Raw genomic sequence first — 25,116 nt, 5'->3', positions numbered from 1 at the left:
TGGTGCGTAGAGCGGGGTCAGGCGCGGCTGGAGATCTGCTGGACGGCCCAGGAGTTGCCGTCCGGGTCGGAGAAGAAGACGAAGCCCACGTTGTCCAGCGGGTCCGGCACCGGCCCCGGGTTCTCCCCGAGGACCTGGACGTCGCTGACCTCGACGCCGCGTTCCACCAGCTCCAGGTGGGCCTTGCGCAGGTCGGGCACCACCAGCTGGAGTCCCTTGAGCGAACCCGGCGGCATCTCCGGGACGACGCCGGCGCCGAAGACGATGGAGCAGCTGGAACCGGGTGGGGTCAGCTGCACGATCCGGCCGAGCCCGCCGATGGCGGTGTCATGGTCGACGACGAATCCGAGCTGGTCGGCGTAGAACGCCTTCGCCCGGTCCACGTCGGACACGGGTACGACCACCACTTCCAACGTCCAGTTCATGCTGCGTCCTCTCAAGCCGCGAGTGAAGCTGGTCACGCCCTGAGTAGCCCACCGAACCCGTCGAGTCAATCACCGCCGCGCCCGGCGGGGGCATGCGAGAGGCCCCGGCGAACCGCCGGGGCCTCTCACCACGCGCCGTCAGCAGGCGTACGCCTCCAGGCGCTGCGCTCGCTCCGGGGCGCGCAGCTTCAGCAGCGTCACCTTCTCGATCTGCCGGATCCGTTCCCGGGAGAGGCCGAACTCACGGCCGACCTCGTCGAGCGTGCGCTGCCGGCCGTCGTCGAGACCGAACCGCAGCCGGATCACCGCCTGCTCCCGCTGCGAGAGGGTGGCCAGTACGATCCGTACCTCGTTACGCAGCTCGCCCTGGGCCGCCGCGTCGCCGGGCTCCTGGCGCGGGTCCACCGCGGCGACGAAGTCGCCGAGCGCGCTCTCGCCGTCCTCGCCGACCGCCTGGTCCAGGCTGACCGGCTCCCGGTCGTACGAGATCAGCTCGATGACCTGGAACTCGGGAACGTCGAGCGCCCGGGCCACCTCGGCGACGGTGGGTTCGCGACCCAGCGCCACCGACAGTTCGCGGCGGGCCCGGACCATCCGGTTGACCTGCTCCACCATGTGTACGGGGATGCGGATGGTGCGGGCCTGGTCGGCCATGGCGCGGGTGATGGCCTGGCGGATCCACCAGGTGGCGTAGGTGGAGAACTTGTAGCCCTTGGTGTAGTCGAACTTCTCGACGGCGCGGATGAGGCCGAGGTTGCCTTCCTGGATGAGGTCGAGGAAGGCCATGCCGCGACCGGTGTAGCGCTTGGCGATGCTCACCACCAGGCGCAGGTTCGCCTCGAGCAGATGGTCCTTGGCGGCCCGACCCTCCGTGGCGATCAGCTCCAGGTCGGCCCGCAGCTGCGCGGAGACCGGGGTGCAGGTGGCGAGCTTCTCCTCGGCGAAGAGCCCGGCCTCGATCCGCTTGCTGAGCTCGACCTCCTGCGCCGCGGTGAGCAGCTTCGTCCGACCGATGCCGTTGAGGTACGCCCGGACGAGGTCCGTGGAGACGCCCCGCTCGTCGGTGGCGTCCAAGTCGGTGAGGACCTCGGCGCTCAGGTCGGTGTCCGTGCCCGCGGTCGGGCGCATCTGGTGCTCCGTCATCTGCAGGGCCATCTTTCGTCTCTCCCCGTGTCCGTGTCGTGCGTTCCCGGCCCAGTACCGCCGGTGACAAACAGCTTGGCGGGCGGGGCGTAAAACGGGAGTGAGGCGATCGGGGACCCGACAGCAATCCGGTCGGGTCGGTGGACCCGGCGGGGCGTGAGCGGGGTCGGGAGTGTCGACCGGGCTGCTTTGCCCGACCCGGTTACCGTGCGATCGATCGGCCGGTGAGGCCGGCCCGCGAGGCTACGGAGGGGCGCAGTGGTCTTCAAACGGCTCATGCAGGCGATGGGTGTGGGTGGCCCGTCGGTGGAAACCGTGCTGACCAACCCGAACTGCCGCCCCGGCGGCCAGCTCGAGGGCCGGATCCAGGTAACGGGGGGTGACCATCAGGTCGACATCGAGTATGTGGCGCTCGGGCTGGTCACCCGGGTCGAGGTGGAGAGCGGCGACAACGAGTACGACACGAACCAGGAATTCCACCGGCAGCGGGCCACCGGCGCGTTCCGGCTGGAGCCGGGGCAGCGCCACGACATTCCGTTCCGCTTCGACGTGCCGTGGGAGACGCCGGTCACCGAGCTGTACGGGCGACACCTGCACGGGATGACCATGGGTCTGCGTACGGAGCTGGAGGTGGCGAGGGCGGTCGACAAGGGTGATCTGGACGCCGTCGCCGTGCATCCGCTGCCCGCGCAGGAGCGTCTGCTGGAGGCGCTGCTGCGGCTGGGCTTCCGGTTCACCCGGGCGGACGTGGAGCGGGGCCACATCTACGGCGTACGGCAGTCGCTGCCGTTCTACCAGGAGATCGAGTTCTATCCGGCGCCGCAGTACGGCCGGGCCATCAACCAGCTGGAGGTCACCTTCATCGCCGACTCGCGGCAGATGCAGGTGGTGCTGGAGCTGGACAAGCGAGGCGGCCTCCTCACCGAGGGGCGGGACGCCTTCGGCCGGTTCACCGTCGACTACGCCACGATGGACCGTGTCGACTGGGCCGCCCAGCTCGACGGCTGGCTACGCCAGTCCCTCCAACGCCGCGGCCTCTTCTCCTAACCCCCACCCCCTCCCTCCCTCCCCCTCCTCCCGCCCCCCTCTACTCCCGGTGATCAAGAGGTTTCCGTCAGCTGGGGCCAGGATCCTGACGCACACCTCTTGATCAACAGGGCGAGGCGGGGAGGGGGTGGGGGTGAGAGGTGTGGGGGAGGGGGGTTAGAGGTCCAGGAGGATGGTGCGGGGGCCGACGTTGACGCTCTCGACCAGCATGTGAGCGCGGAAACGGCCGGTCTCCACCTTGGCGCCGCGCTCACGCAGCGCCTCGACCACGGCCGTCACCAGCGGTTCGGCGACCTCCGCGGGCGCCGCGGCCGTCCAGCTCGGACGGCGGCCCTTGCGGGCGTCGCCGTAGAGGGTGAACTGACTGACCACGAGGATCGGTGCGCCGGTGTCGGCGGCGGAGCGCTCCTCGTCGAGGATCCGCAGCTCGTGCACCTTGCGGGCCATCGTCCGGGCGGTCTCCCCGGTGTCGGTGTGGGTCACGCCGAGCAGCACCAGCAGCCCGTCGTCGATCGCGCCGACCACGTCGCCGTCGACCGTGACGCTGGCCCGGCCGACCGTCTGCACCACCGCCCGCATCAGCAGGCTCCCCGTCCGCCGCTCCGCCCGACCACCCGGGCGTGCCGGGCAACGAGGACCTCGACGATCTGGCCGACGCCGGCCGGCGTCGTCGCCAGCATCAGTCGGTCACCGGCTCGATGATGCCCCGCGCGACCAGGTGCGCCACGATCGGACCGGCCGCCTCGGCGAGCTCGTCGGGCGCCACGTCGTGCGCCACCGCGAGCAGGGCGAGCTGGTCGCGCAGCGGCAGGCGGCCGTCGGCTCCACCGACCAGCGCCAACACCAGCGGATCGATCTCCTCGGTCCAGCGCAGCCCGTGCGGCATGGCCAGCACCTGCCGGTCCACCGCCCAGCCCTCGTCGCCGAGGGTCGCCTCCTGCCGAAGTTGGAGCCCCTCGGCGGCCCGGTAGCGCTCGGCGAGCAGCGCCTCGGGGTCGCGTACCTGAAGGAAGTCCTGGCGGTCGAACCAGGCGCCGATCTGGTCGCCCATCGGCGGCTCGACCCGCTGCCGGAGATCCTCCACGCGGACCACGGGGTCGGCGTGCCCGCCGCGGCGCAGCGAGATGATGCCGAAGCCGATCGCCTCCACCTTGTGCGCGTCGAACCAGTCCAGCCAGGCGGCCATCCGCTGCGGGTCGGCCGCCTCGCCGACGTCGGTCAGCCACAGGTTGACGTACGCCATGGGGTCGGCCACCTCACGCTGGATGACCCAGGCGTCCAGGCCGGTGCCGGCGAACCAGTCCGCGACCCGCTCGTCCCACTGCTCACCGGCGACGTGCACCCAGTTCGCCAGGTACTGCATCGTGCCGCCCTCGGTGAGCAGGGCGGGCGCGGCTGCGGCCAGTTCGCTCCCGATCGCGTCGCCGACCCGGCCGGAGTCCCGGTAGACGTGCGTGGTGGTGCCCGGCCCGACCACGAACGGTGGGTTGCTCACCACCAGGTCGAACCGGCGTCCCGCCACCGGGGCCACCATGTCGCCGCGGAGCAGCTCCCAGTCCTGGCCGTTGAGAGCGGCGGTGGTGGCGGCGAAACGCAGGGCCCGGGGGGAGACGTCGGTGGCGGTGACCGAGCGCGCATGGGTGGAGAGGTGCAGTGCCTGTACGCCCGAGCCGGTCCCCAGGTCGAGCGCGGTGCCGACCGGTCGGCGGACGGTCGCGCCGATCAACGTCTGGGTCGCGCCGCCGATGCCGAGCACGTGCTCGGAGTGCAGCGGCCGACCGGGGCGGGCACTGGCCGGCACGTCGGCGAGTACCCACCACTCGTCCCCGTACGGCTCCAGGTCGACGCCGGCGCGCACACCGTCGCCGTGCCGTTCGAGCAGCCCGCCCTCGACCGCCTCGGCGAGGTCGAGCGGCGCGAGCGCGGCGGCCACCACCGCCTCCGACTCGGTCTGGTCACAGATGAAGACCCGGATCAGCGTGGCGAGCGGGTCGCGGTCCTCGGTCGCTTTCAGCGCGGCGCGGAAGTCGTTGCGCGCCACCCCGCCGGTCGCCTGCGGACCGAGCCGGTCGGCGATGCCGTTCGAGGTGAAGCGGGCCCGGGTCAGCGCGGTACGCAACGCCTCGACGCCGGCGGGGGAGAGCAGCATGTCTTGTTCGGCCACCTCGCCATCCTGCCTGCTGCCGTTGTCCCGGGCGGGCCCACCCGGGACATCCGCGCCGTGAGCAGGCGCGATCGACCGATCTCCGGGCCGAGGAGACCGGCACGACGGCCACCGTCCGGGGGCTGCGCGCGGGGGCGCGCCCGCGTCGTCGTACGGCGGGGAGGTGCTGGTCGCGCGTGTGTCCGCCGGCAGTCGAGCGGGGTCTGGCAGCATTGGGTCATGGCGTTGGCACTTCCGATCGATTCCGCGGCGAACGATCTCCTCAACCGGGATCCGCTGGCCCGCATCCTCGGCATGGTCCTTGATCAGCAGATTCCGATGGAGAAGGCGTTCTCCTCGCCGTACGTGCTGGCGCAGCGGCTCGGGCACGACCTCGACGCGGGCGAGCTGGCCGGGTACGACCCGGAACAGCTGATCGCCGTCTTCGCCCAGCCGCCCGCGCTGCACCGGTTCCCGAAGGCGATGGCGGCCCGGGTGCAGGAGGTGTGCCAGGTGATCGTCGACCGGTACGACGGCGACGCCGCCGGGCTCTGGACCGGCGTGACCGACGGTCGGGAGCTGTTCGACCGGATCGCCGGGCTGCCCGGCTTCGGCAAGCAGAAGGCGCAGATCTTCCTCGCCCTGCTCGGCAAGCGCTTCGACGTGCGCCCGCAGGGCTGGCAGGAGGCGGCCGGCGGGTACGGCGACCCGGACGCGTACCGGTCGGTCGCCGACGTCACCGACGGTGAGTCGCTGCGTCGGGTACGGGAGTACAAGCAGCAGATGAAGGCGGCGGCCAAGGCGAAGGCGGCCGGCTGAACCGCCGCCTGACCTGCACCGGGCGGCGGTTGCCGGCTGACCGCCGCGTGGACTCAGGCGGCGGTGGGGTGGGCGAGCGAGGCGAGCGCCCGCCGGACGTCGGCGAGGGAGACGGTCGTCGAGTCGTCGAGGTCGGCCAGGCCCGCCTCGATCCACTGCCGCATCAGGGTGGTGACCCCGATGCCCCGCGCCTCGGCCGCCGCCCGCACGCGTTCGTACGTCTCCAGCGGCAGCCGCACCGACCGGCTGACCATCGGCACATCGGTGTCCGGAACGGGCAGCTCCGCCGGCTGACTCTCGTCGATCAACTCCGCGAGCCGGTCGTCGCCGCTGTGGAACTGCTTGGTCGCGTCGTCACGGTGCATGTCACCGCCTCCTCATCGGCGATCTCTCCGCACCGCCTCGTCGTAGCGCTTCGACTCGGCGTCGCTGAGCTCACGGGCGGAGAGGATGTCCCAGTCGTTGTCGGTGCCGTCGGCCTCCGCGAGCAGCACAGCCAGCCGACGGCCCCGCCTGGCGGCGGCGTAGACGACCATCACGTCGTCGCCCAGGTGGCGGATCACCCGCCGGACGCTGTGCAGCGCCTCCCAGACTTCCCCCGGCGTGACGTCGTAGACCTTCAGGTTGGCCAGCGCCTCTTCGGTGAAGCTGAACCTGCTGCCCACGGGCGGAGCGTACCACGGGCGTAACACGAAGCACCTCCTCTCGTGGTGCCACCGGTCACTCCTGGGGCCGTCCGTCACGTCGAACTTCGCTGATCACGGCCACCGAGTGACAGGATGGGGCGTAACCCCTCGAGGAGGTCCGTGGTGAAGCGTCAGGCGTACCAGCCGATCCTGATCACCGACGCCTCACGCAGCCAGGACGACCAGCTCACCAGCCGGCAGCGGCGGTACGTGCTGATGATGAGCATCCGGGTGGCCTGTCTGGTCGTGGGTGCGATCCTGGTCGGCGCGCAGGCTCCCCTGCTCTGGCTCTGGCTGCCGCTCTGCGGCCTCGGCATGGTGCTCATCCCGTGGCTCGCCGTGCTGCTGGCCAACGACCGTCCGCCGAAGGAGGAGCACCGGCTCTCCAACCGCTTCCGGCACGAGCAGCGCGACGCCGCACCGCCGATGAGCGTCACCGCCGAGGAGCGCCCGCACAAGGTCATCGACGCCGACCTCTGACGGCGGCCCGGGTTCACCGGGCCGCCGAACGGACGCTGCGCTGTCGCCGGCCCGGCTCGCGGGTGCCGCCCCGGCCAGGTTCAGGGCTTCGGACGGGCACCGAGGGTGGAGACCGCCACCGCGCCAAGGTCGCCCGCCCGAGCCAGCGCCGTAGCCGGATCCGCGCCGGCCAGCCAGGCGGTCAGCAGCCCCGCGGCGAACGCGTCCCCGGCCCCGGTGACGTCCACCACGGCCACCCGGCGGGCCGGCGCCGAACAGAGCGTCCCCGTCCGATCCGCCCAGACCGCGCCGGCCGCGCCTCGCTTGACCACGACCCGGCGCGCGGTCGCCGACAACGCCCGCGCCTGGGCGGCCGGCTCCAGCCCACCGGCCAGCACGGTGGCCTCGTCCGCGTTGACCAACAGCAGGTCGACGTCGCGTACCCAGGCCAGGAAGGCGGGCACACCGACGCGCCGCAGCGGCGCCGCGGAGGCCGCGTCGACGCTGGTGCTGAGCCCCCGCTCGCGGGCGGCGGCCAGCGCCCTCAGCCCGGCCGCGCGCGACTCGGCGTCCAACAGGGTGTACGCGGACAGGTGCAGATGCCCCGCGTCGGGCACCCCGGCGAGGGCCTGATCGACGTGCGCTGCCGTCAACCGCAGGTTCGCCCCTCGCTGGCTCACCATCGTCCGCTCGCCCGCGGTGGCCAGCACGATGACGGTGCCGGTCACGGCGTCCTCGACGGTCTCGATGGCGCAGGCGACGCCGGCGGCGCCCAGTTCGACCACCCGGTCGCGCCCCTCGGCGTCCCCACCGACCGCCGCGACCAGCGTCACGGGGGTGCCCTGCGCGGCGAGCCAGGCGGCCGTGTTCGCCGCCTGACCGCCGCCGCTGAACCGGATCTCGGCAGCCGTGTCCGAGCCGGAGGCGAGTGGCCCGCGCAGCGCCGCGACCACGTCGGTGATCACGTCACCGACGACGACGACCCGTCGGTTCGGGCTCATGCTCCGGTGTCGGCGCGCCGGGCTGCCGAGGCCACCGCGATCCGCGCGGCCAGGTCGGCGTTGCGCAGGATGATCCGTACGTTCACCGCGAGGCTGGCGCCCTCGGTGGCGGAGTGGAAGTGGGCCAGCAGGTAGGGGGTCACGGCCTTGCCGGTCACCCCGTCGCGCTCCAGCCGGGCCAGGCCCTCGGTGAGCGTCCGGTCGTGCAGCACCGGATCGAGCTGCTCGTCGACGGGGAGCGGGTTGGCCACCACGAGGCCGCCGTTGGTCAGGCCGTGCTGCGTCCGGGCGGCGAGCACGTCGGCGATCTGCTCCGGCGAGTCCACCGACCAGTCGAGGTCGAAGCCGCCGTCGGTCAGGTAGAAGCCGGGGAAACGCTGAGTGCGGTACCCCACCACACCGACCCCGAGCGTCTCCAGCCGCTCCAGCGTCGCCCCCACGTCGAGGATCGACTTGACCCCGGCGCAGACCACCGCGATCGGAGTCCGGGAGAGGGTGACCAGGTCAGCCGACTCGTCGAAGCTCTGCGCCGCCTCCCGGTGCACCCCGCCGAGGCCACCGGTGGCGAAGACGCCGATCCGCGCCGCGGCGGCCACCGCGCTGGTCGCCGCGACGGTCGTGGCGCCGTCCGCGCCGGTCGCCGCGGCCACCGCCAGATCACGGACGGAGAGCTTGGCCACACCGTCGACGGTGGCGAGGCGGGTCAGCTGGGCGTCGTCGAGCCCGACCACGAGTTCGCCGCCGACCATCCCGATGGTGGCCGGGACCGCCCCGGCGTCCCGTACGGTCGCCTCGATCTGCCGGGCGACCCGCAGGTTCTCCGGCCGGGGGAGGCCGTGCGAGACGATGGTGCTCTCCAGAGCGACGACGGGGCGCCCGTCCCGCAGGGCGTCGGACACCTCGGCGCCGAAACGGATGTGAAAGTTGGTCACAGTGATCACCGTACGGCCCGCTCCAGGCCGGACGTGAATTGGACCGGGCCGTCCGGAGCTGCCAAACTTGACGGTTGGAGGTGCAGACGTGAGCACAGAGGTTCTCGAGCGTCCGGAGCTGAAGGACGCCGACACCGGTCCCGAGATGTTCCACTACGTCCGTAAGGAAAAGATCGCCGAGAGTGCCGTCATGGGCACGTTCGTCATCGCGCTCTGCGGGGAGACCTTCCCGGTGACCAAGGCCGCGAAGCCGGGGTCGCCGGTCTGCCCGAAGTGCAAGGAGATCTACGACTCCTTCAGCCGCTGATCGGAGGCTGCCGCCGCGATCCCGCGCGTAGCCTTCGGCGGTGACCACCTCCACCGGTCTGCTCATCGCCGACCTCGTCGGCGTCGCGGTGTTCGCCGCCTCCGGTGCCTCCGCGGCGGTGGCCAAACGGCTCGACCTGTTCGGTGTCGCCTTCGTCGGTTTCGTGGCCGCCCTGGGCGGTGGGATCTTCCGCGACCTGGCCATCGGCGAGGTACCGCCGCTCGCCTTCGGCGACTGGCGGTACGCCGCCACCGCCGCGATCACCGCAGGTGCCGTGTTCTGGCTGCACCCCCAGTTGGCTCGGCTGCGGACCACCGTGCTGCTGCTGGACGCGGCCGGGCTCGCGCTCTTCACCGTCACCGGCACGCTCAAGGCGCTCGATGCGCAGGTACCCGCGGTCGGGGCCTGCGTGATCGGCATGCTCAGCGGGATCGGCGGCGGACTGGGCCGGGACCTGCTCACCGGCGAGATCCCGGTGGTGCTGCGCCGGGAGATCTACGCGGTCGCCGCCCTGGCCGGGGCGGTCGTCGTGGCGGTGCTGCAACGGGTGGGACAGGCCGGCCCGGCGCCGATCGCCGCGGCGGCAGTGTTGATCTTCGTGGTGCGGGTGGTGGCGTTGCGGCGACGCTGGGCGGTGCCGGTGGCGACGCTGCGGCCGCCGCGTACCCAAGACCCCGGTCCGGATCCGCGCTGATGTGACCAGCGTGGCGTCGCCTGGGCGCAGGGACGCCCGCTGGTTATGCTGAGTCGGCCTTCGCGGCAGCTACTGCGCGGAGGCGTTTTCATGGGCGCTGCGGACCGTGGCCCTGACCCAGGTCCGCCTTCATGCGGTCGGAGAGGAGCCTTCGCGTGGCAGCCCCGTCGCCGGCGATCGAGACGTTTCCGGCACTACGCGCATGGCAGCGCAAGGCGCTCGTGGAGTACCTGCGGCGGCGCTCCGACGATTTCACGGCGGTCGCCACGCCCGGCGCCGGTAAGACCACGTTCGCCCTGCGGATCGCCGCCGAGCTGCTCGTGGACGGCACGGTGGAGGCGGTCACCGTGGTCGCCCCGACCGAGCACCTGAAGACGCAGTGGGCACAGGCCGCGGCCCGGGTCGGCATCCAGCTGGACTCCGCGTTCCGTAACGCCGACGTGCACTCGTCGGCCGACTTCCACGGCGCCGTGGTCACGTACGCCCAGGTCGGCATGGCGCCGCAGGTGCACCGGCGGCGCACCATGACCCGCCGAACCCTGGTCATCCTCGACGAGATCCACCATGCCGGTGACTCCCGGACGTGGGGCGACGGGGTCAAGGCGGCCTTCGAGCCGGCCGTACGCCGCCTTATGCTCACCGGTACGCCCTTCCGCTCCGACGACAACCCGATCCCGTTCGTCACGTACGAGCGGGGCGGGGACGGGCTGCTGCGGTCCCGCGCCGACTCGGTCTACGGCTACTCGGACGCGCTCCGCGACAGCGTGGTGCGGCCGGTGCTCTTCCTCGCGTACTCCGGGGAGACCCGGTGGCGGACCAACGCGGGGGAGGAGCTGGCGGCACGGCTCGGCGAGCCGATGACCCAGGACCTCATCGCCCAGGCCTGGCGGACCGCGCTGGATCCGGCCGGCGACTGGATGCCACAGGTGCTGCGCGCCGCCGACGCCCGCCTCAGCGTGCTGCGCAACGCGGGCATGCCGGACGCCGGCGGGCTGGTGATCGCCAGTGACCAGCAGACCGCCCGGTCGTACGCCAAGCTCATCGAGCAGCTCACCGGCGAGAAGGCGGCGGTGGTGCTCTCCGACGACGCGGGAGCGTCGGCCCGGATCGCGACGTTCGCGGCGTCCGAGCAGCGGTGGCTGGTCGCCGTACGGATGGTCTCCGAAGGCGTCGACATTCCGCGTCTCGCGGTCGGGGTCTACGCCACCAGCGCGAGCACACCGCTCTACTTCGCCCAGGCGATCGGCCGTTTCGTCCGGGCCCGGCGTCCGGGGGAGACTGCCTCGGTCTTCCTCCCCAGCGTGCCGCACCTGCTCGGGCTCGCCAGCGAGATGGAGGCCGCCCGCGACCACGTGCTGGGCAAGCCGAAGGACCGCGAGGGCTTCGACGACGACCTGCTCGAGCGGGCCCAGCGTGACGACCAGGCCAGCGGCGAGCTGGAGAAGCGGTTCGCCGCGCTCTCCGCCACCGCCGAGCTGGATCAGGTGATCTTCGACGGTGCGTCCTTCGGCACCGCCGCCCAGGCGGGCACCCCCGAGGAGGAGGAGTACCTCGGGCTGCCGGGTCTGCTCACCGCCGACCAGGTCGCCGTGTTGCTGTCGAAGCGGCAGGCCGAGCAGCTCGCCGCCCAGCGCCGCAAGGCGGCCGTACGGACCGCTGAGCCGGCCGCTGACGCGCCCACGGCTCCGCCGCCACCGATGAGTGCCGCCCAGCGTCGCGTGGCGCTCCGCCGTCAGCTCAACGCCCTGGTGGCCGCGCGGCACCACCGTACGGGTCAGCCGCACGGCAAGATCCACGCCGAGCTGCGCCGGCTCTGCGGCGGTCCGCCGAGCGCTCAGGCGACGATCGAGCAGCTCGAGGAGCGCATCGCCACCGTCCAGACCCTCTGACCCCGGCGTCCCGGGTCGCCGTCCCGGTCACCGATGCGTCGATCATGAGGTTTGCGGGTGTTCTCGCGATCAACTCCACCACCAACCCCATGATCGACCCTGGGGGTCGGGTGGGGTGGGTGGGGTGGGGGCAAAAAGAGGCCGGCCGGGGCACCTCTCGGTGCCTCCGGCCGGCCTTTATGTCGGCTTGCGGATTCAGTTCGCCATCAAGTCGACGCCGCGCCAGCTGAACTCCGGGTCCGCCGCGTAACGAACGGTGATCTTCACGAGATCCTCCGCGTACTTGTTCGCGTGGTGCCCGCAGAACACCAGTTCACTCCCACCGGCGAGCGTGATACGGAGCTTGCCGGCAGCATTGCAGCGGTCGCACCGTTCATCGGCGGCCGGGGGGCTCACCGTCTCGGGCGGCGGCGTGAGGGTCGGGGTCATCGCCTTCCTCCTCTGGTCGTCACCGATGAACAATCTCTTCGGTCGTTGCTCACCTATCCTGCAACATCCATGTGGCTCCTGGCCTTCCCTGTGTGCCCGCGGGGGACCGAGGTCACACATGACAGGCACAGTGTGCCGTGCACCAAGGGTGCCACGTCAACGATCACAATCGTGCAACCGGCGGATCACCATCCGGCGTTGCACGCCAGGTGATCAAAACGACACACCGGGTTGACGATTCCGGCTCAGTCCAGGTAATCCCGAAGAACCTGTGACCGCGACGGGTGGCGCAGCTTCGACATGGTCTTCGACTCGATCTGCCGGATCCGCTCCCGGGTCACCCCGTAGACCTGACCGATCTCGTCCAGCGTGCGCGGCTGACCGTCGGTCAGGCCGAAGCGCAGTCGTACCACGCCCGCCTCACGCTCGGAGAGCGTCTGCAGCACCTGCTGGAGCTGGTCCTGCAGCAGCGAGAACGAGACCGCGTCGACCGCGACCACGGCCTCCGAATCCTCGATGAAGTCACCGAGCTGGCTGTCACCCTCGTCACCGATGGTCTGGTCCAGCGAGATGGGCTCCCGGGCGTACTGCTGGATCTCCAGCACCTTCTCCGGTGTGATGTCCATCTCCTTGGCCAGCTCCTCCGGGGTGGGCTCGCGGCCCAGGTCCTGGAGCAGCTCACGCTGTATGCGGCCGAGCTTGTTGATCACTTCGACCATGTGCACCGGGATGCGGATGGTGCGGGCCTGGTCGGCCATGGCGCGGGTGATGGCCTGGCGGATCCACCAGGTGGCGTAGGTGGAGAACTTGTAGCCCTTGGTGTAGTCGAACTTCTCGACGGCGCGGATGAGGCCGAGGTTGCCTTCCTGGATGAGGTCGAGGAAGGCCATGCCGCGACCGGTGTAGCGCTTGGCCAGCGAGACGACCAGTCGCAGGTTCGCCTCGAGCAGGTGGTTCTTGGCCCGCTCACCGTCCCGGGAGATCCACATCAGGTCCCGCTGCATCTCGCGGGTGAGCTTCTCCTCGCCCTCCTCGGCGGCGCGCAGCCGCTCCGCGGCGTAGAGGCCCGCCTCGATCCGCTTGGCGAGCTCCACCTCCTGCTCGGCGTTGAGCAGCGGCACCTTGCCGATCTGCTTGAGGTAGGCCCGGACGGAGTCGGCGGAGGCGGTCAGCTCGGCGTCCCGCCGAGCCTGCTTGAGCGCCTCGGACTCCTCGTCGTCCCACTCGAAGTCGTTGTCGCTGGCGGAGTTCGCCGCGTCGGCCTCGGCCGCCTGGGTCAGCTCGGCCGGCTCGTCGACGACCACGTCCTCGATCTCGGCGGCCAGCTCCTCGGGAGAGATGTCGCCGTCGGCCCCGTCCTTGGCCTTGCCGGGGGCGGCCTTGGCCTTGCCGGCCGCGGCGACGGTCGTCTTGGTGGCCCGGGTCGGCCTGGCGGCCTTGGCCGGCGCCGCAGCCTTGGCCACGTCGGCCGTGGTGCCGGCGCTCCCGCGCGCGGTCGCCTTCCGTGGGGCGGGCGCCGGGGCCTCGGCGGAGGGCGCCTGCTGCGGGGCCGGAGCGGCCTTCTTGGTGGTCTTGGCGGTGGTGGCGCGCGACGCCGGAGTGGCGGACCGGGCCGCGGCCACTCGGCGGCGGGTGCTGGCCGACCCGTCCACGACCACGGTCACTCCCGCCTCGGAGAGCGCCCGCAGGATCTTCTTGGCCTGGGCCGGCGTCACCTCGGCGGACTCGACGGTGCGCGCGAGCTGGGCCGACGTCAGCTGACCGCCGGCGCTCTGGGCGTGGGCGATCAGAGTGTCGGTGAGCGAGCGAACGTCGGCGCCGGTCTGGCGGGGTTCTGTCACGAATGACCTTCCGGAGGCGAAGAGCGAGCACGGCCGGGGCGTCCGGCGCAGCAGGGGCCACCGCGCCGGGCGATGTGTTTGGAGAACCCCCGTGTCCCGGGTGGGCCGGTCGTCGGCCGTCCGTGGCGCGTGGGCAGGGGTGAATTGTAACGCCGTCTGCGGCGATCATCCTGCGCCGCACGGCGTATCGGGTTGTCGAGACCGTCGAAACGGCGCAGATGTGGAGTTTGTAAGGATGGTACCCGCGCGCGAGTGCGGTACACCCCGATCGTGCGGGAAGGGGACGAGGCATGGAGCGTACGGCGCCGTCATCGGGCGAGCTGCTGGAGATCGCGGTCGAGCTGACCCGGGACGCCGCCGCGACGGCGTACCGGATGCGGGTCGAGGGTGTCTCGGTGGCCGCCACCAAGAGCACGGCCACCGACGTGGTGACCGCGGCCGATCGGGCGGTCGAGACCCAGGTCCTCGACGCGCTGCGCCGGCTCCGCCCCGCGGACGCGGTGCTCGGTGAGGAGTACGGGGCGGGCGGCACCGAGGTCGCCCCGGGCGGGGTGCGCTGGATCCTCGACCCGATCGACGGCACCGTCAACTACCTCTACGGGCTGCCGCACTACGCCGTGTCGCTCGCCGCCGAGGTCGACGGCGAGGTGGTCGCCGGGGTGGTGCGCAACGTGACCACCGGCGAGGAGTGGACCGCCACCGCCGGCGGCGGCGCGTGGCGCGACGGGGAGCGGCTGCGCTGCTCGACCGAGACCGATCTGGGTCAGGCGCTCGTCGGCACCGGATTCGGCTACGACCCGAAACGACGCGCGCACCAGGCCCGCGTGGTGGCCGAGCTGATTCCGCACGTACGCGACATCCGCCGCCTCGGTGCGGCGGCGCTGGACCTCTGCCTGGCGGCCGAGGGGCGGTTGGACGCCTACTACGAGAAGGGGCTCGCCGCGTGGGACCAGGCGGCCGGGGGCCTGGTGGCCACCGAGGCGGGTCTGCGGGTCGCGGGCCTGGGCGGCCGGCCGGCCGGGCCGGACCTGGTGATCGCCGCGCCTCCGGCGCTCTTCACGCCGCTGCACGACCGGCTCGCCGACCTGGACGCCTCCGGCGGCCCGTGACGGGCCACCGGAGGCGACTGTCACTTCTTGACGGGCGCGGGGCAGGAACCGGGGGGAGCAGCCGGCGAACCGAGGTCACCGAGGGACTGGTTCACCTCGGTGGTGGTGGCCAACTGCTGGAAGGCGCTGCCCAGCACCACGTCCACGGTGTCGTCGGTGCGCTTGTCGTCGTAGTCCAGCTCGGCGTTGTCGAGGAAGTAGGCGCGGAGCAGGTGCGCCGAACCGACGCCCTTCGGGCCGAATCGCAGCACGGCCACGTCGTCCACCCCCTTGGGGGCGTTGCCCACCTTCTTCACCTGGAACTTGCGGTTGCGGAAGTCGTCCGCGACGCTGCCCGCCCGACCCACCTCGTCGGTCGCGTTCAGCACGTTGATCTTGACGTCCTTGGTCTCGCGCAGGGTCACGTCGGCGAGGGGCCAGCCGTCCGGGCAGCTCTTGGCGGTGCCCGCGTTACCCTGGCTGTCGCGAACCACCGCGACGACCACGAAGACCAGGGCGAGGATCGCCAACAGGCCGACGACAACGAGTGCCCGCACTCGCGCAAAACTCATCTGGGCGCTCCCCGGACTTCACATGGGTGGCGGCGGCCGACGGCGAAAGTGCCGCCCCGGCCGTCGGGTACGCCGCTGAGGTTAACGGTTGTCCGACCGTCGCGTGGAAACAGCCGGACATGGCGGCGCGCCGCCCATGAACCAGGTACTACTACCCCTATCTTCGTGTCGCCTGAGTCACATTGGGAACAACTTCCCGTGCGGGGGCGTACATCTCTGCCACGAGGGCGGTATACATGCCTCGCCCGAACGGGGGGTAAGGTACCGCGCTCGCTGGGGGAGTTTCTCTGGCGGCCTCGACCGACTACTGGTCGTCGGGTCGGGTGACCGACACAACGGGTGGCCGGCCAGCGGAACCGGAACAGCGTCGTCCGGCGTTACAACCGTACGACCACATCGATATGGGAGAGTGAAACCGATGGCCACCGACTACGACGCCCCGCGTCGCGACGAGGTCGACCTCGGCGAGGACAGCCTGGAAGAGCTCAAGGCCCGGCGCGTCGACTCACAGTCGGGCGCCGTGGACGTCGACGAGGCCGAGGTGGCCGAGAGCTTCGAGCTGCCCGGAGCCGATCTGGCCGACGAGGAGCTCACGGTCAAGGTGCTGCCGATGCAGCAGGACGAGTTCCGCTGTGCCCGCTGCTTTCTGGTGCACCACCGCAGCCAGCTGGCGGTCGAGCGCAACGGCGACCTCATCTGCCGCGAGTGCGTCTGACCTTCATCATTTCAATCGGCGGCGGCCTCCCGATCGAGGCCGCCGCTGTCGGCGTCGTCATGCGCCACGGGTGGGGACCTGCTTGACTCGGAACGGGTAGCCGAACCAGCGATCCGGGAGGTCGAGGTCGATGAGCGAGCGAGGCGACGCCCCGGAGCGCGATCCGGCCGAGCTGGGCGCCACCGTCGCGGCGTTGACCGCCGACGACATCGAGCCCGCCCGACGGCGGCAGCTGCTCGGCCGGCTGATCGGCCAGGCCCGGCGCCGCGGACTGGGTGACCTCTTCAAGCCCCGGGCCGCCGTCCGCTGGATGGTCGACACCGTCACCGAGGTCGCCCCGCACGTGCCGATCCGGGATCTGGCCACCCTGCGACGGCACTTCGAGGGCCTGGACGACGAGGCCATCGCCGATCGTCTGGTACGCAACGCCGCCCGCGCGACTGCCGGAGTGGGCGCCGCCGGCGGCGGGGTGGCCGCCGTGGAGTGGACGGTCACGCCCACCCTGCTCTCCGCCCCGGTGCTGCTGGCGGTCGAGACGGTCGCCGTGGTGGCGATCGAACTGAAGCTCATCGGCGAGCTGCACGAGGTGTACGGCGTCATCCTCCCCGCCGCACGGGGTCAGCGCGCCCTCGCCCTGGTGCAGGCGTGGGCCGCCCAACGCGGAATCAACCCGATGATGCCCGGCGCCGGCGTCGGCGCGGTGCTCGGCACCGCGGCCCGCCGGGAGCTGCGCGACACCCTGCTGCGGCGCTTCGGGCGCAACCTCACCACGCTGGGACCGTTCCTGACCGGGGCGGCCGTGGCCAGCTACCTCAACCGTCGGGCCACCAGGGGGCTCGGCGACCAGGTCCGCGACGACCTCCGGCGCAGGCGCCGGGAGCTCTCCGTTCCGCCGCGTTCGCTGCCCGGTGCCCCCTGACCCACCGGGCGGCTCAGCGGGCTGCCCACCGACCTCGCCGGCCGGTGCGCCGCGCGTTCAGCCGGCGTCGCGGGCGGCCAGGATCGCCTCGGCCAGCTCCACCGGGCGTCGAGTGCTCACCACCCAGAACGGGGTGGGGTCGTCCGGGTCGTCCAGCACCACCTGGACGGCGCTGCCGAGCCAGGGACGCTGCACCACGAACGCCAGCGGGTCGGCGCCCACGCCGAGCACCTCCCGACGGCCTGCGGCGTCGAGCGGCACCACGTCCGCGACGTACCGCACCGGAAGGCGGGCGTCGTCGACGAGGAGCTCGCCGGCGTGGACCGCGACCCGGATCCGGCCGAGCCACCAGAGGCCCAGCGCGGTGACGGGCAGCAGCACCACGAACGGAAGCCAGGCCCGCACCCCGGGCGCGCCCATCCAGACCTCGACGGCGAGCAGACCGGCGGCCGTCAGCCCGCCCAGCCACAGCCACCAGGGCAGGAAGAGCCGCTCGGAGTGCTCGGCGCGGCGCACGGCGGGCGGCGCCGAGGAGGATGAGGACGGCGACAGGCTCACAGTCCGAGGGTACGGCGGACGGAGGCCGCGCCACCCGGCAGGATGGCAGGGTCACCGCCGTACCCGACGGAAGAGGGAACCGTGACCGACGTCGTACCCGTGCCCGTACGGCAGCTCGACCCGGAGCTGCCGCTGCCGGCGTACGCCCATCCCGGCGACGCCGGGGCCGACCTGCTGGCCGCCGTCGACGTGGAGCTGCCGCCCGGCGGCCGTGCCCTGGTCCCGACCGGCGTGGCGATCGCCCTGCCGGAGGGGTACGTGGGCCTGGTCCACCCCCGGTCGGGGCTCGCGGCCAGGCTCGGTGTGACGGTGCTCAACGCGCCCGGTACGGTCGACGCCGGTTACCGGGGGGAGATCATGGTGAACCTGATCAACCATGATCGGCTCGCTTCGGCGAAGATCTCCCGGGGCGACCGGATCGCCCAGCTCGTTCTGCAGCGGGTGGCGCGGGCGGAGTTCCAGCCGGTGGCGGAGCTTGCCCCCTCCCCGCGCGGGACGGGCGGGCACGGCTCCACCGGCGGGCACGCCGGCCTGGTGCCGGCGCCGACCGACCCGTCCGGGGACGAGCGGCGCAGCGAGGAAGTGACAGGTTGAAGGCGAACAGCGGAGGGCGGGCGTAGTGATCTTCTCCCGGAAGCGTGCCGAGCGGCACGCCGGTGACGAGCGGAGCACCGAGGTCCTCGAGGACCTCCAGGCCGAGGAGACCGCCTCGCCGGCCTCCGGCCGCGGCCCCTACGACATCTCCGAGGCGCCGTCCGACGTGGCGCGGCTGGACCTGGGCAGCCTGCACATCCCCGCCATCGCCGACGTCGAGGTGCGGGTGCAGGCCGACCAGCAGGGCGTGGTCCAGCAGGTCGTGCTGGTGCACGGGCAGAACGCGCTGCAGCTCGGTGTCTTCGCCGCGCCCCGGTCCGAGGGGATCTGGGACGAGGTGCGGGAGGAGATCCGCCAGTCGCTGCTCGCCGACGGCGCCGCGACCCAGGAGGTCGAGGGCGAGTACGGCCCCGAGCTGCGGGCCCAGGTGCGGACCCCGGACGGCCCGACCGACCTGCGGTTCGTGGGCATCGACGGCCCGCGGTGGATGGTGCGCGGCGTCTTCCAGGGCGCGGCGGCGGTGGATCCGGTGGCTGCCGGCCCGCTGGCCGTCTGCCTGGAGGGGCTGGTGGTGGACCGGGGGCAGGAGGCCAAGCCGGTGCGTGAGCCGCTGCCGCTGCGGTTGCCGCGCGAGGCCACCGACGAGTCGGCGGCCGCCAACCCGGACGGCGGACGCCCGACCGAGCAGCCGCGACAGGTCTGACCGGGCATCGCCGACCCGCCGGAACCGAGCGGATCGGCGTACGCTGGCGGGACGGTCCCGGCGACGCCGGGACCGGACCGGTGTCGGCGCGGCCGGCCAGCATTGAGAGGGTGACGCGGGGTCCATGACCACCGACGAGAGCCGAGGGTCGCTGCGGCGCATCCTGCACCGGCTCACCGCCAGCGAGGCCGAGATCGAGGCGCAGGAGTTGCAGCGGGAGAGCGCGGAGTGCGGCGGTGTGCCGGCCCTGCAGTGCTCCCGGGGCCAGGTGGTCTCGGTCAGCGGTCGGCTGCGCACCGTGGTCTACACGCCGCGGACCAACCTGCCCACACTCGAGGCGGACCTCTACGACGGCAGCGACGTGGTGACGCTGGTCTGGCTGGGACGCCGGCACATCGCCGGCATCGAGCCGGGGCGGCACCTGACCGCGCGGGGCCGAGTCGCCGTACGCGACGACCGCAAGGTCATCTACAACCCGTACTACGAGCTGGACCTGCCGAAGTGACCGCGCGGACGCCAGGGGAGCCGATGACCACCGGACAGGACCGCGCCGTTTCGTCGGAGACCGGTTCGCCGGACGAGGAGCGGCTGCCCACCATCGCCGAGCAGATGGCCGACCAGCTCGGCGGCTGGCGGGGGCTGGTCGAATCCAGCATCCCCGTGGTGGTCTTCGTGATCGCCAACGTCATCGGCGAGCTGCGCCCCGCGGTGATCGCCTCGGTGGCGGTGGCGCTGTTGATCGCCGGGCTCCGGCTGGCCCAGCGTCGCCCGATCCGGCACGCCGTCAACGGGCTCTTCGGCATCGCCATCGGCGCGGCCATCGCCTGGCGCACCGGTGACGAGCGGGACTTCTACTTGCCCGGCATCCTCTACGGCGTCGGCTACGGGCTCGCCCTGCTGCTCTCCGCCGCCATCCGCCAGCCGCTGGTGGGCTGGATCTGGTCGGTGCTGGTCGCCAAGGGACGCTCCGAGTGGCGGGACGACCCACGGCTGGTCCGCACCTTCACCGGGCTGACCGTGCTCTGGGGCGTGGTGTGGCTGGCGAAGGTCGGCGTGCAGGCGGGGCTCTACCTCGCCCACCAGGACACCGCGCTCGGCGTGGCCCGGCTGCTGCTGGGCTACCCGCCGTACGCGCTCCTGCTGCTCATCACCGTCTGGACGGTCCGGCGGGTGACCCGGGAGGCGACTCCGGAGCCGCTGCCCGGTAGCTGACCGGCCCCGTGGCCCGCGCCGCCCCGAGTCGAGGCGGCGCGAGCGATCCGGGTCAGCTGCCCCCGCGGGTGCGCTGCACGCTGTCCGGTCCGAGGATCACCGCGCGGACGTCGTCCTCCACCTCGGCGGTGCACACGAAGATCAGCTCGTCGCCGGCCTCGATCGGGTCGTCCGGGCTGGGCACCAGCACCCGCTTGCCGCGCACGATCGCCACCAGCGCCGCGTCGCGGGGCAGCGGCACCGCGTGGATCGGCTGGCCGACGTAGGGCGCGGTCGGTGGCAGGGTGATCTCCACCAGGTTCGCCTCGCCCTGCCGGAAGGTCATCAGCCGGACCAGGTCGCCGACGGTGACGGCCTCCTCGACCAGCGCGGCCATCACGCGGGGCTTGCTCACCGCCACGTCGACGCCCCACTGCTCGGTGAAGAGCCACTCGTTCTCGGCCCGGTTCACCCGGGCGACCACCCGGGGCACCGCGAACTCGGTCTTGGCCAGCAGCGACACCACCAGGTTGACCTTGTCGTCGCCGGTGGCCGCGACCACCACGTCGCAGCCGGCGATGTCCGCCTCCTCCAGGCTGGTCAGCTCGCACGCGTCGGCGAGGACCCACTCGGCGGTGGGCACCCGCTCCGGGCGCAGCATCTTGGGCTGCCGCTCGATGAGCATCACCTGGTGGCCGTTGTCGATCAACTCCTGGGCGATCGACCGCCCCACGTTGCCGGCGCCGGCGATGGCGACCCGCATGGCTCAGTGCCCTCCTTCCGGCGGCCGCGACGCCGCCGACGTGACCGTCGCCACAATGTCGTCGGTGACCAGCATGAAGATCTGGTCACCCTCCTGCACCACGGTGGACGTCGTGGGAAGCGTGCCGATACCGAACCGGGTCAGGTACGCCACCCGCGCCCCGACCGCCTCCTCGATGGCGCGCACCGGTCGGCCGACCCAGTCCTTGTGCACCGGCACCTCGACGATCGAGACGGTGCTGGTGGGATCGCGGAAGATCTCCACGTTCCCCTCGGGTACGAGGTGCCGCAGCATCCGGTCGGCGGTCCACCGCACGGTCGCCACGGTGGGGATACCGAGCCGCTCGTAGACCTGCGCCCGCCGCTGGTCGTAGATGCGTGCCACGACCCGGGACACACCGAAGGTCTCCCGGGCCAGCCGGGCGGAGATGATGTTGGAGTTGTCACCGCTGGAGACCGCCGCGAACGCGTCGGCCCGCTCGATGCCGGCCTGCCGCAGCACGTCCCCGTCGAAACCGGCGCCGGTCACCGTGACTCCGGCGAAGTCCGGGCCCAGCCGGCGGAAGGCGTCCGCGTCCTGGTCGATCACGGCGATCGAGTGCCCACGGGACTCCAGGCTGTGGGCGAGGGTCGAGCCGACCCGCCCACATCCCATGATCACGACATGCACGCTTCCTCCCAAGCTGCGCGCCCGTCCGCCCGGGCCCGTCGAGTGCGAGCCTGCCATGTCCCGGCCGGGAACGGGGACCGACGGTACCGCGCCCACGTGCACCAGCGCCGATCGCCCACCCCCACGCCGCCGCCGCGGTGGACGTACCCTTGGCGTTCGTGGCCAGTCCCACCTCGCTGCTGAAGCGGCTGCTCGTCGGTCGACCGTTCCGGTCCGACCGGCTCCAGCACACCCTCCTGCCGAAGCGCATCGCGCTGCCCGTCTTCGCGTCCGATGCGCTCTCCAGCGTCGCGTACGCGCCGGACGAGATCCTGCTGACCCTGTCGATCGCCGGCGCCTCGGCCTACGTCTTCTCGCCGTGGATCGCGCTCGCCGTGGTCGTGGTGATGTTGACGGTGGTGGCGAGCTACCGGCAGAACGTGCACGCCTACCCCTCCGGCGGCGGGGACTACGAGGTGGCCACCGTGAACCTCGGGCCGAAGTTCGGCCTCGGGGTGGCCAGCGCGCTGCTCGTCGACTACGTGCTGACGGTGGCCGTGTCGGTCTCCTCCGGGGTGGCGAACCTCGGTTCGGTGGTGCCCTTCGTGGCCACCCACAAGGTCATGATCGCGGTGATCGCGGTGGTGCTGCTGACCGCTGTCAACCTGCGCGGGCTGCGCGAGTCGGGCACGGCGTTCGCGATCCCCACCTACGGCTTCGTGATCGTGATCGGCGGGATGCTGCTCACCGGCCTGATCCGGGTCTTCGTGCTCGGCGACGACCTGCGCGCGCCCAGCGCCGACCTGGTCATCCAGGCCGAGCACAGCGTGACCGGCTTCGCTCTGATCTTCCTGCTGCTCCGGACGTTCAGCTCGGGTGCGGCCGCGCTCACCGGTGTCGAGGCGATCTCCAACGGGGTGCCCGCGTTCAAGCCGCCGAAGAGCCGCAACGCGGCCACCACCCTGCTGCTGCTCGGCGGAATCGCCGTGAGCATGCTGGTGGGAATCATCTGGCTGGCCCGGCTCACCCACCTCCAGTTCGTGGAGGATCCGGTGAAGCAGATCGTCTCCGGCCCGGACGGCTACGTGCAGAAGACGGTCACCACCCAGCTCGGCGAGGCGGTCTTCGGCTCGGGGTCGATCCTGCTCTACGTGGTGGCCGGGGTGACCGCCCTGATCCTCTTCCTGGCCGCGAACACCGCGTTCAACGGCTTCCCGGTGCTCGGCTCGATCCTCGCCCAGGACCGCTTCCTGCCCCGGCAGTTCCACACCCGGGGCGACCGGCTGGCCTTCTCCAACGGCATCCTCTTCCTCGCCGCCTTCGCGATCGTGCTGATCGTCGGCTTCCAGGCCGAGGTGACCCGACTGATCCAGCTCTACATCGTCGGGGTCTTCGTCTCGTTCACCGTCTCCCAGGCCGGCATGATCCGGCACTGGAACCGACACCTGAAGACCGAACGGGACCCGGAGGCGCGCCGCCGGATGCACCGCTCCCGGGCCATCAACGCCTTCGGCATGGGCCTGACCGGCACCGTCCTGGTGATCGTGCTGCTCACCAAGTTCCTGCTCGGCGCCTGGATCGCGATCGCCGCGATGGCGGTGATCTACGGGCTGATGCTGGCGATCCGACGGCACTACGACCGGGTCGCGGAGGAGCTCACGCCGCCGGACGAGGGACGCGCCGTGCTGCCCGCCCGCAACCACGCGATCGTCCTGGTCAGCAAGCTGCACCAGCCGACGCTGCGGGCCATCGCGTACGCCCGGGCCACCCGGCCGGACACCCTCACCGCGGTGACGGTGAACGTGGACGAGAAGGACACCCGCGACCTTCAGGAGGAGTGGGAGCGGCGGGAGCTGCCCGTACCGCTCACCGTGATCGACTCGCCGTACCGGGAGATCACCCGGCCGATCATCGGGTTCGTCGCCAACACCCGCCGGGAGTCGCCCCGCGACGTCGTCACTGTCTTCATCCCGGAGTACGTGGTCGGGCGCTGGTGGGAGAACCTGCTGCACAACCAGAGCGCGCTGCGGCTCAAGACCCGGCTGCTCTTCGAGCCGGGTGTGATGGTGACCAGCGTGCCGTGGCAGCTCGCCTCGACCGCGAACAAGAACCTCTCCCGGCTGGACGCCACGCTCTCGCGGGGCCCCGCCCGCGGCCCGCGCGTGGTGCCGCGCAGCGCGCCGCCCTCGGACGCCCCGCCGGTGGTCTCCGTACCCTCCGGTGAGCCGGGCGGGAGTGACCGTGGCTGAGCCGCACCAGGACCCCGGCACTGTGGGACGCGACCCCGGTTCGGCCCCGGACCGCGACGTGGCCGGGGAGCGTGGTCTCGCCGAGGCGGAGCGGGTCGAGCTCACCGTCGGCCCGGTGGCCCCCGGCGGGCACTGCGTGGCCCGCGTCGACGGGCAGGTGGTCTTCGTCCGGCACGCCCTGCCCGGGGAGCGGGTCGTCGCCGAGGTGACCGAGGTGCACCGCGGGTTCGTCCGGGCCGACGCGGTCACGGTGCTGGACGCCTCGCCCGACCGGGTGCCGGCCCCCTGCCCGTACGCCCGGCCGGGCCAGTGCGGTGGCTGTGACCTGCAACACGTGGCACCCGCGGCGCAGCTCGAGTGGAAGGCCGCCGTGGTGCGGGAGCAGCTGAGCCGCCTGGGCGGGTTGACGGAGACCGAGCTCGACGGCCTCGGCGTACGGGTCGAGGCGCTGCCCGGCGGCTCGCTGGGCTGGCGCTCCCGGGTCCGCTACGCGGTGGACGCGGCTGACCGGGCGGGTCTGCTCAAGCACCGCTCGCACGAGGTGGTGCCGATCGACCGTTGCCTGATCGCCCACCCGGCGATCCAGAGCCTGCCGGTGCTGAACGCGAGCGGCGCCCGCTGGCCGGACGCCGACGCGGTCGAGACGGTCGCCTCCACCGGGGGCGACGTGGCCGTCGCGACGGTGGTCGACGGGGTCGCCAGCACCGTCGAGGGGCCGGCGACGGTCCGCGAGGTGGCCGCCGGACGGGAGTGGACGCTCCCGGCGACCGCCTTCTGGCAGGTGCACCCCGCCGCGACCGACGCCCTGGTCGGCGCGGTGCTGGAGCTGGTCGACCCGCAGCCCGGTGAGCGGGCGTGGGACCTGTACGGCGGTGCGGGACTCTTCGCCGCCGCGCTGGCCGGCCGGGTCGGCGACACCGGCCGGGTCACCCTGGTCGAGGCGGCCGAGCAGGGCGTCGCCGCGGCCCGGCAGAACCTCTCCGACCTGCCCCGCGTCGAGGTGGTCGCGGCCCGGGTGGAGACCGCGCTGGCCCGCCGGCGGATCACCGGCCCGGTCGACGTGGTGGTGCTCGATCCGCCGCGTACCGGGGCCGGCTCCCGGGTGGTGCGCGAACTGGTCGCCGCCGGGCCGCGCGCGGTCGGGTACGTGGCCTGCGACCCGGCCGCCTTCGCCCGGGACGTACGCACGTTCGCCGAGTCGGGCTGGCGGCTGGCCGCGCTGCGCGGGTTCGACCTGTTCCCGATGACCCAGCACGTCGAGCTGGTCGGCCTGCTGCTGCCCCCCTCGTCTCGCTGATCAT

General features: G+C 72.3%; 29 protein-coding genes. 15 read left to right on the top strand and 14 right to left on the bottom strand.

Annotation, left to right across the window (positions count from 1 at the left end):
* Positions 1–17: 17 nt before the first annotated feature.
* The gene (locus tag D7147_RS12380; protein WP_120676977.1) at positions 18–425 is read right to left on the bottom strand and encodes a VOC family protein; all 408 of its coding nucleotides are present in this window, start codon (positions 423–425) and stop codon (positions 18–20) included.
* Between the two features lie 138 nt (positions 426–563).
* Entirely contained in the window at positions 564–1,580 is a 1,017-nt protein-coding gene (gene sigB, locus D7147_RS12375) for an RNA polymerase sigma factor SigB (protein ID WP_120676975.1), read from the bottom strand.
* A gap of 246 nt (positions 1,581–1,826) precedes the next feature.
* Between sigB and D7147_RS12370 the strand changes: the two genes are divergently transcribed.
* Positions 1,827–2,615, top strand: a complete 789-nt coding sequence (locus D7147_RS12370) for a sporulation protein (RefSeq protein ID WP_120676973.1) — start codon at positions 1,827–1,829, stop codon at positions 2,613–2,615.
* Positions 2,616–2,771: 156 nt separating this feature from the next.
* On the opposite strand, the gene dtd is transcribed toward D7147_RS12370, so the two are convergent.
* The gene (gene dtd / locus D7147_RS12365) at positions 2,772–3,194 is read right to left on the bottom strand and encodes a D-aminoacyl-tRNA deacylase (protein WP_120676971.1); all 423 of its coding nucleotides are present in this window, start codon (positions 3,192–3,194) and stop codon (positions 2,772–2,774) included.
* 100 nt (positions 3,195–3,294) lie between these two features.
* On the bottom strand, positions 3,295–4,779 hold the full coding sequence (locus D7147_RS12360; protein WP_199734166.1) for a DUF7782 domain-containing protein: 1,485 nt from the start codon (positions 4,777–4,779) through the stop codon (positions 3,295–3,297).
* 219 nt (positions 4,780–4,998) lie between these two features.
* On the opposite strand from D7147_RS12360, the gene D7147_RS12355 reads away from it, so the two are divergent.
* Positions 4,999–5,577 carry an HhH-GPD-type base excision DNA repair protein gene (locus tag D7147_RS12355; protein WP_120676967.1) on the top strand — a complete coding sequence of 193 codons (579 nt, stop codon included), beginning with the start codon at positions 4,999–5,001 and terminating at the stop codon, positions 5,575–5,577.
* A 53-nt stretch (positions 5,578–5,630) separates the two neighbouring features.
* Here D7147_RS12355 and D7147_RS12350 read toward each other — a convergent pair whose 3' ends face one another.
* Together D7147_RS12350 and D7147_RS12345 are read right to left on the bottom strand one after the other, a co-directional pair.
* Complete coding sequence (locus tag D7147_RS12350; protein WP_120676965.1) at positions 5,631–5,942, bottom strand: hypothetical protein; 312 nt, start codon at positions 5,940–5,942, stop codon at positions 5,631–5,633.
* 12 nt (positions 5,943–5,954) lie between these two features.
* Positions 5,955–6,242, bottom strand: a complete 288-nt coding sequence (locus D7147_RS12345) for a hypothetical protein (protein ID WP_233563109.1) — start codon at positions 6,240–6,242, stop codon at positions 5,955–5,957.
* Between the two features lie 141 nt (positions 6,243–6,383).
* Between D7147_RS12345 and D7147_RS12340 the strand changes: the two genes are divergently transcribed.
* Positions 6,384–6,743, top strand: coding sequence for a DUF3099 domain-containing protein (locus D7147_RS12340; RefSeq protein WP_187398972.1), 360 nt, complete (start codon positions 6,384–6,386; stop codon positions 6,741–6,743).
* Positions 6,744–6,823: 80 nt separating this feature from the next.
* Here D7147_RS12340 and D7147_RS12335 read toward each other — a convergent pair whose 3' ends face one another.
* Together D7147_RS12335 and D7147_RS12330 are read right to left on the bottom strand one after the other, a co-directional pair.
* Positions 6,824–7,723 (bottom strand): carbohydrate kinase family protein, encoded by a 900-nt coding sequence (locus D7147_RS12335; RefSeq protein WP_120676961.1) that lies wholly within the window; start codon positions 7,721–7,723, stop codon positions 6,824–6,826.
* A complete protein-coding gene (locus D7147_RS12330) occupies positions 7,720–8,655 on the bottom strand; it encodes a pseudouridine-5'-phosphate glycosidase (protein WP_120677796.1) in 936 nt (311 codons plus the stop codon). The genes D7147_RS12335 and D7147_RS12330 overlap by 4 nt, the downstream gene beginning before the upstream one ends.
* A gap of 88 nt (positions 8,656–8,743) precedes the next feature.
* Here D7147_RS12330 and D7147_RS12325 point away from each other — a divergent pair, with 88 nt between their 5' ends.
* The 3 genes from D7147_RS12325 to D7147_RS12315 all read left to right on the top strand — a co-directional run bounded on the left by D7147_RS12325 (position 8,744) and on the right by D7147_RS12315 (position 11,545).
* Complete coding sequence (locus tag D7147_RS12325; protein WP_120676959.1) at positions 8,744–8,962, top strand: DUF3039 domain-containing protein; 219 nt, start codon at positions 8,744–8,746, stop codon at positions 8,960–8,962.
* Between the two features lie 40 nt (positions 8,963–9,002).
* The gene (locus D7147_RS12320) at positions 9,003–9,656 is read left to right on the top strand and encodes a trimeric intracellular cation channel family protein (protein ID WP_120676957.1); all 654 of its coding nucleotides are present in this window, start codon (positions 9,003–9,005) and stop codon (positions 9,654–9,656) included.
* Positions 9,657–9,811: 155 nt separating this feature from the next.
* The gene (locus D7147_RS12315) at positions 9,812–11,545 is read left to right on the top strand and encodes a DEAD/DEAH box helicase (RefSeq protein WP_120676955.1); all 1,734 of its coding nucleotides are present in this window, start codon (positions 9,812–9,814) and stop codon (positions 11,543–11,545) included.
* A 195-nt stretch (positions 11,546–11,740) separates the two neighbouring features.
* On the opposite strand, the gene D7147_RS12310 is transcribed toward D7147_RS12315, so the two are convergent.
* The gene (locus tag D7147_RS12310) at positions 11,741–11,974 is read right to left on the bottom strand and encodes a DUF7455 domain-containing protein (RefSeq protein WP_120676953.1); all 234 of its coding nucleotides are present in this window, start codon (positions 11,972–11,974) and stop codon (positions 11,741–11,743) included.
* Between the two features lie 245 nt (positions 11,975–12,219).
* Entirely contained in the window at positions 12,220–13,815 is a 1,596-nt protein-coding gene (locus tag D7147_RS12305; protein WP_120676951.1) for an RNA polymerase sigma factor, read from the bottom strand.
* Between the two features lie 290 nt (positions 13,816–14,105).
* On the opposite strand from D7147_RS12305, the gene D7147_RS12300 reads away from it, so the two are divergent.
* On the top strand, positions 14,106–14,924 hold the full coding sequence (locus tag D7147_RS12300) for an inositol monophosphatase family protein (protein ID WP_120676949.1): 819 nt from the start codon (positions 14,106–14,108) through the stop codon (positions 14,922–14,924).
* Between the two features lie 20 nt (positions 14,925–14,944).
* On the opposite strand, the gene D7147_RS12295 is transcribed toward D7147_RS12300, so the two are convergent.
* Entirely contained in the window at positions 14,945–15,460 is a 516-nt protein-coding gene (locus D7147_RS12295; protein ID WP_199734177.1) for a LytR C-terminal domain-containing protein, read from the bottom strand.
* Between the two features lie 433 nt (positions 15,461–15,893).
* Here D7147_RS12295 and D7147_RS12290 point away from each other — a divergent pair, with 433 nt between their 5' ends.
* Positions 15,894–16,190: a DUF4193 domain-containing protein gene (locus D7147_RS12290; protein WP_013284790.1), complete on the top strand. Its 297-nt coding sequence runs from the start codon at positions 15,894–15,896 to the stop codon at positions 16,188–16,190.
* 130 nt (positions 16,191–16,320) lie between these two features.
* Positions 16,321–17,109 carry a hypothetical protein gene (locus tag D7147_RS12285; RefSeq protein ID WP_120676945.1) on the top strand — a complete coding sequence of 263 codons (789 nt, stop codon included), beginning with the start codon at positions 16,321–16,323 and terminating at the stop codon, positions 17,107–17,109.
* 57 nt (positions 17,110–17,166) lie between these two features.
* Here the strand turns inward: D7147_RS12285 and D7147_RS12280 are convergent, their stop codons facing one another.
* Positions 17,167–17,661 (bottom strand): DUF3093 domain-containing protein, encoded by a 495-nt coding sequence (locus D7147_RS12280; protein ID WP_120677794.1) that lies wholly within the window; start codon positions 17,659–17,661, stop codon positions 17,167–17,169.
* 48 nt (positions 17,662–17,709) lie between these two features.
* Between D7147_RS12280 and dut the strand changes: the two genes are divergently transcribed.
* The 4 genes from dut (at position 17,710) to D7147_RS12260 (ending at position 20,176) form a co-directional block, all read left to right on the top strand.
* On the top strand, positions 17,710–18,261 hold the full coding sequence (gene dut, locus D7147_RS12275; RefSeq protein ID WP_120676943.1) for a dUTP diphosphatase: 552 nt from the start codon (positions 17,710–17,712) through the stop codon (positions 18,259–18,261).
* Between the two features lie 25 nt (positions 18,262–18,286).
* Positions 18,287–18,964 (top strand): DUF3710 domain-containing protein, encoded by a 678-nt coding sequence (locus D7147_RS12270; RefSeq protein WP_120676941.1) that lies wholly within the window; start codon positions 18,287–18,289, stop codon positions 18,962–18,964.
* A 124-nt stretch (positions 18,965–19,088) separates the two neighbouring features.
* Positions 19,089–19,469, top strand: coding sequence for an OB-fold nucleic acid binding domain-containing protein (locus D7147_RS12265; protein WP_120676939.1), 381 nt, complete (start codon positions 19,089–19,091; stop codon positions 19,467–19,469).
* Positions 19,470–19,492: 23 nt separating this feature from the next.
* Positions 19,493–20,176, top strand: a complete 684-nt coding sequence (locus D7147_RS12260; RefSeq protein ID WP_120676937.1) for a DUF3159 domain-containing protein — start codon at positions 19,493–19,495, stop codon at positions 20,174–20,176.
* Between the two features lie 52 nt (positions 20,177–20,228).
* Here the strand turns inward: D7147_RS12260 and D7147_RS12255 are convergent, their stop codons facing one another.
* Positions 20,229–20,918 carry a potassium channel family protein gene (locus D7147_RS12255; protein ID WP_120676935.1) on the bottom strand — a complete coding sequence of 230 codons (690 nt, stop codon included), beginning with the start codon at positions 20,916–20,918 and terminating at the stop codon, positions 20,229–20,231.
* A gap of 3 nt (positions 20,919–20,921) precedes the next feature.
* Positions 20,922–21,587, bottom strand: coding sequence for a potassium channel family protein (locus tag D7147_RS12250; RefSeq protein WP_120676933.1), 666 nt, complete (start codon positions 21,585–21,587; stop codon positions 20,922–20,924).
* Between the two features lie 158 nt (positions 21,588–21,745).
* Between D7147_RS12250 and D7147_RS12245 the strand changes: the two genes are divergently transcribed.
* Together D7147_RS12245 and D7147_RS12240 are read left to right on the top strand one after the other, a co-directional pair.
* Complete coding sequence (locus D7147_RS12245) at positions 21,746–23,815, top strand: APC family permease (RefSeq protein ID WP_120677792.1); 2,070 nt, start codon at positions 21,746–21,748, stop codon at positions 23,813–23,815.
* 58 nt (positions 23,816–23,873) lie between these two features.
* Complete coding sequence (locus D7147_RS12240) at positions 23,874–25,112, top strand: class I SAM-dependent RNA methyltransferase (RefSeq protein WP_120677790.1); 1,239 nt, start codon at positions 23,874–23,876, stop codon at positions 25,110–25,112.
* The last annotated feature ends 4 nt before the right edge of the window (positions 25,113–25,116 follow it).

The organism is Micromonospora musae (genome assembly GCF_003626545.1).
GTDB classification, from domain to species: Bacteria; Actinomycetota; Actinomycetes; order Mycobacteriales; family Micromonosporaceae; genus Micromonospora; species Micromonospora musae.
The sequence above is the reverse complement of the archived record's forward strand: the minus strand, read 5'-3'. Positions and strand labels throughout refer to the sequence as shown.

Excerpts from the sequence above, each read along its gene's own strand:
- D7147_RS12255 (WP_120676935.1), bottom strand. The coding sequence starts at position 20,918 with ATGCGGGTCGCCATCGCCGGCGCCGGCAACGTGGGGCGGTCGATCGCC.
- D7147_RS12350 (WP_120676965.1), bottom strand. The coding sequence starts at position 5,942 with ATGCACCGTGACGACGCGACCAAGCAGTTCCACAGCGGCGACGACCGG.
- D7147_RS12335 (WP_120676961.1), bottom strand. The coding sequence starts at position 7,723 with ATGAGCCCGAACCGACGGGTCGTCGTCGTCGGTGACGTGATCACCGAC.
- D7147_RS12285 (WP_120676945.1), top strand. The coding sequence starts at position 16,321 with ATGAGCGAGCGAGGCGACGCCCCGGAGCGCGATCCGGCCGAGCTGGGC.
- D7147_RS12300 (WP_120676949.1), top strand. The coding sequence starts at position 14,106 with ATGGAGCGTACGGCGCCGTCATCGGGCGAGCTGCTGGAGATCGCGGTC.
- D7147_RS12290 (WP_013284790.1), top strand. The coding sequence starts at position 15,894 with ATGGCCACCGACTACGACGCCCCGCGTCGCGACGAGGTCGACCTCGGC.
- D7147_RS12260 (WP_120676937.1), top strand. The coding sequence starts at position 19,493 with ATGACCACCGGACAGGACCGCGCCGTTTCGTCGGAGACCGGTTCGCCG.
- D7147_RS12310 (WP_120676953.1), bottom strand. The coding sequence starts at position 11,974 with ATGACCCCGACCCTCACGCCGCCGCCCGAGACGGTGAGCCCCCCGGCC.
- dtd (WP_120676971.1), bottom strand. The coding sequence starts at position 3,194 with ATGCGGGCGGTGGTGCAGACGGTCGGCCGGGCCAGCGTCACGGTCGAC.
- D7147_RS12380 (WP_120676977.1), bottom strand. The coding sequence starts at position 425 with ATGAACTGGACGTTGGAAGTGGTGGTCGTACCCGTGTCCGACGTGGAC.
- sigB (WP_120676975.1), bottom strand. The coding sequence starts at position 1,580 with ATGGCCCTGCAGATGACGGAGCACCAGATGCGCCCGACCGCGGGCACG.
- dut (WP_120676943.1), top strand. The coding sequence starts at position 17,710 with ATGGCAGGGTCACCGCCGTACCCGACGGAAGAGGGAACCGTGACCGAC.
- D7147_RS12265 (WP_120676939.1), top strand. The coding sequence starts at position 19,089 with ATGACCACCGACGAGAGCCGAGGGTCGCTGCGGCGCATCCTGCACCGG.
- D7147_RS12355 (WP_120676967.1), top strand. The coding sequence starts at position 4,999 with ATGGCGTTGGCACTTCCGATCGATTCCGCGGCGAACGATCTCCTCAAC.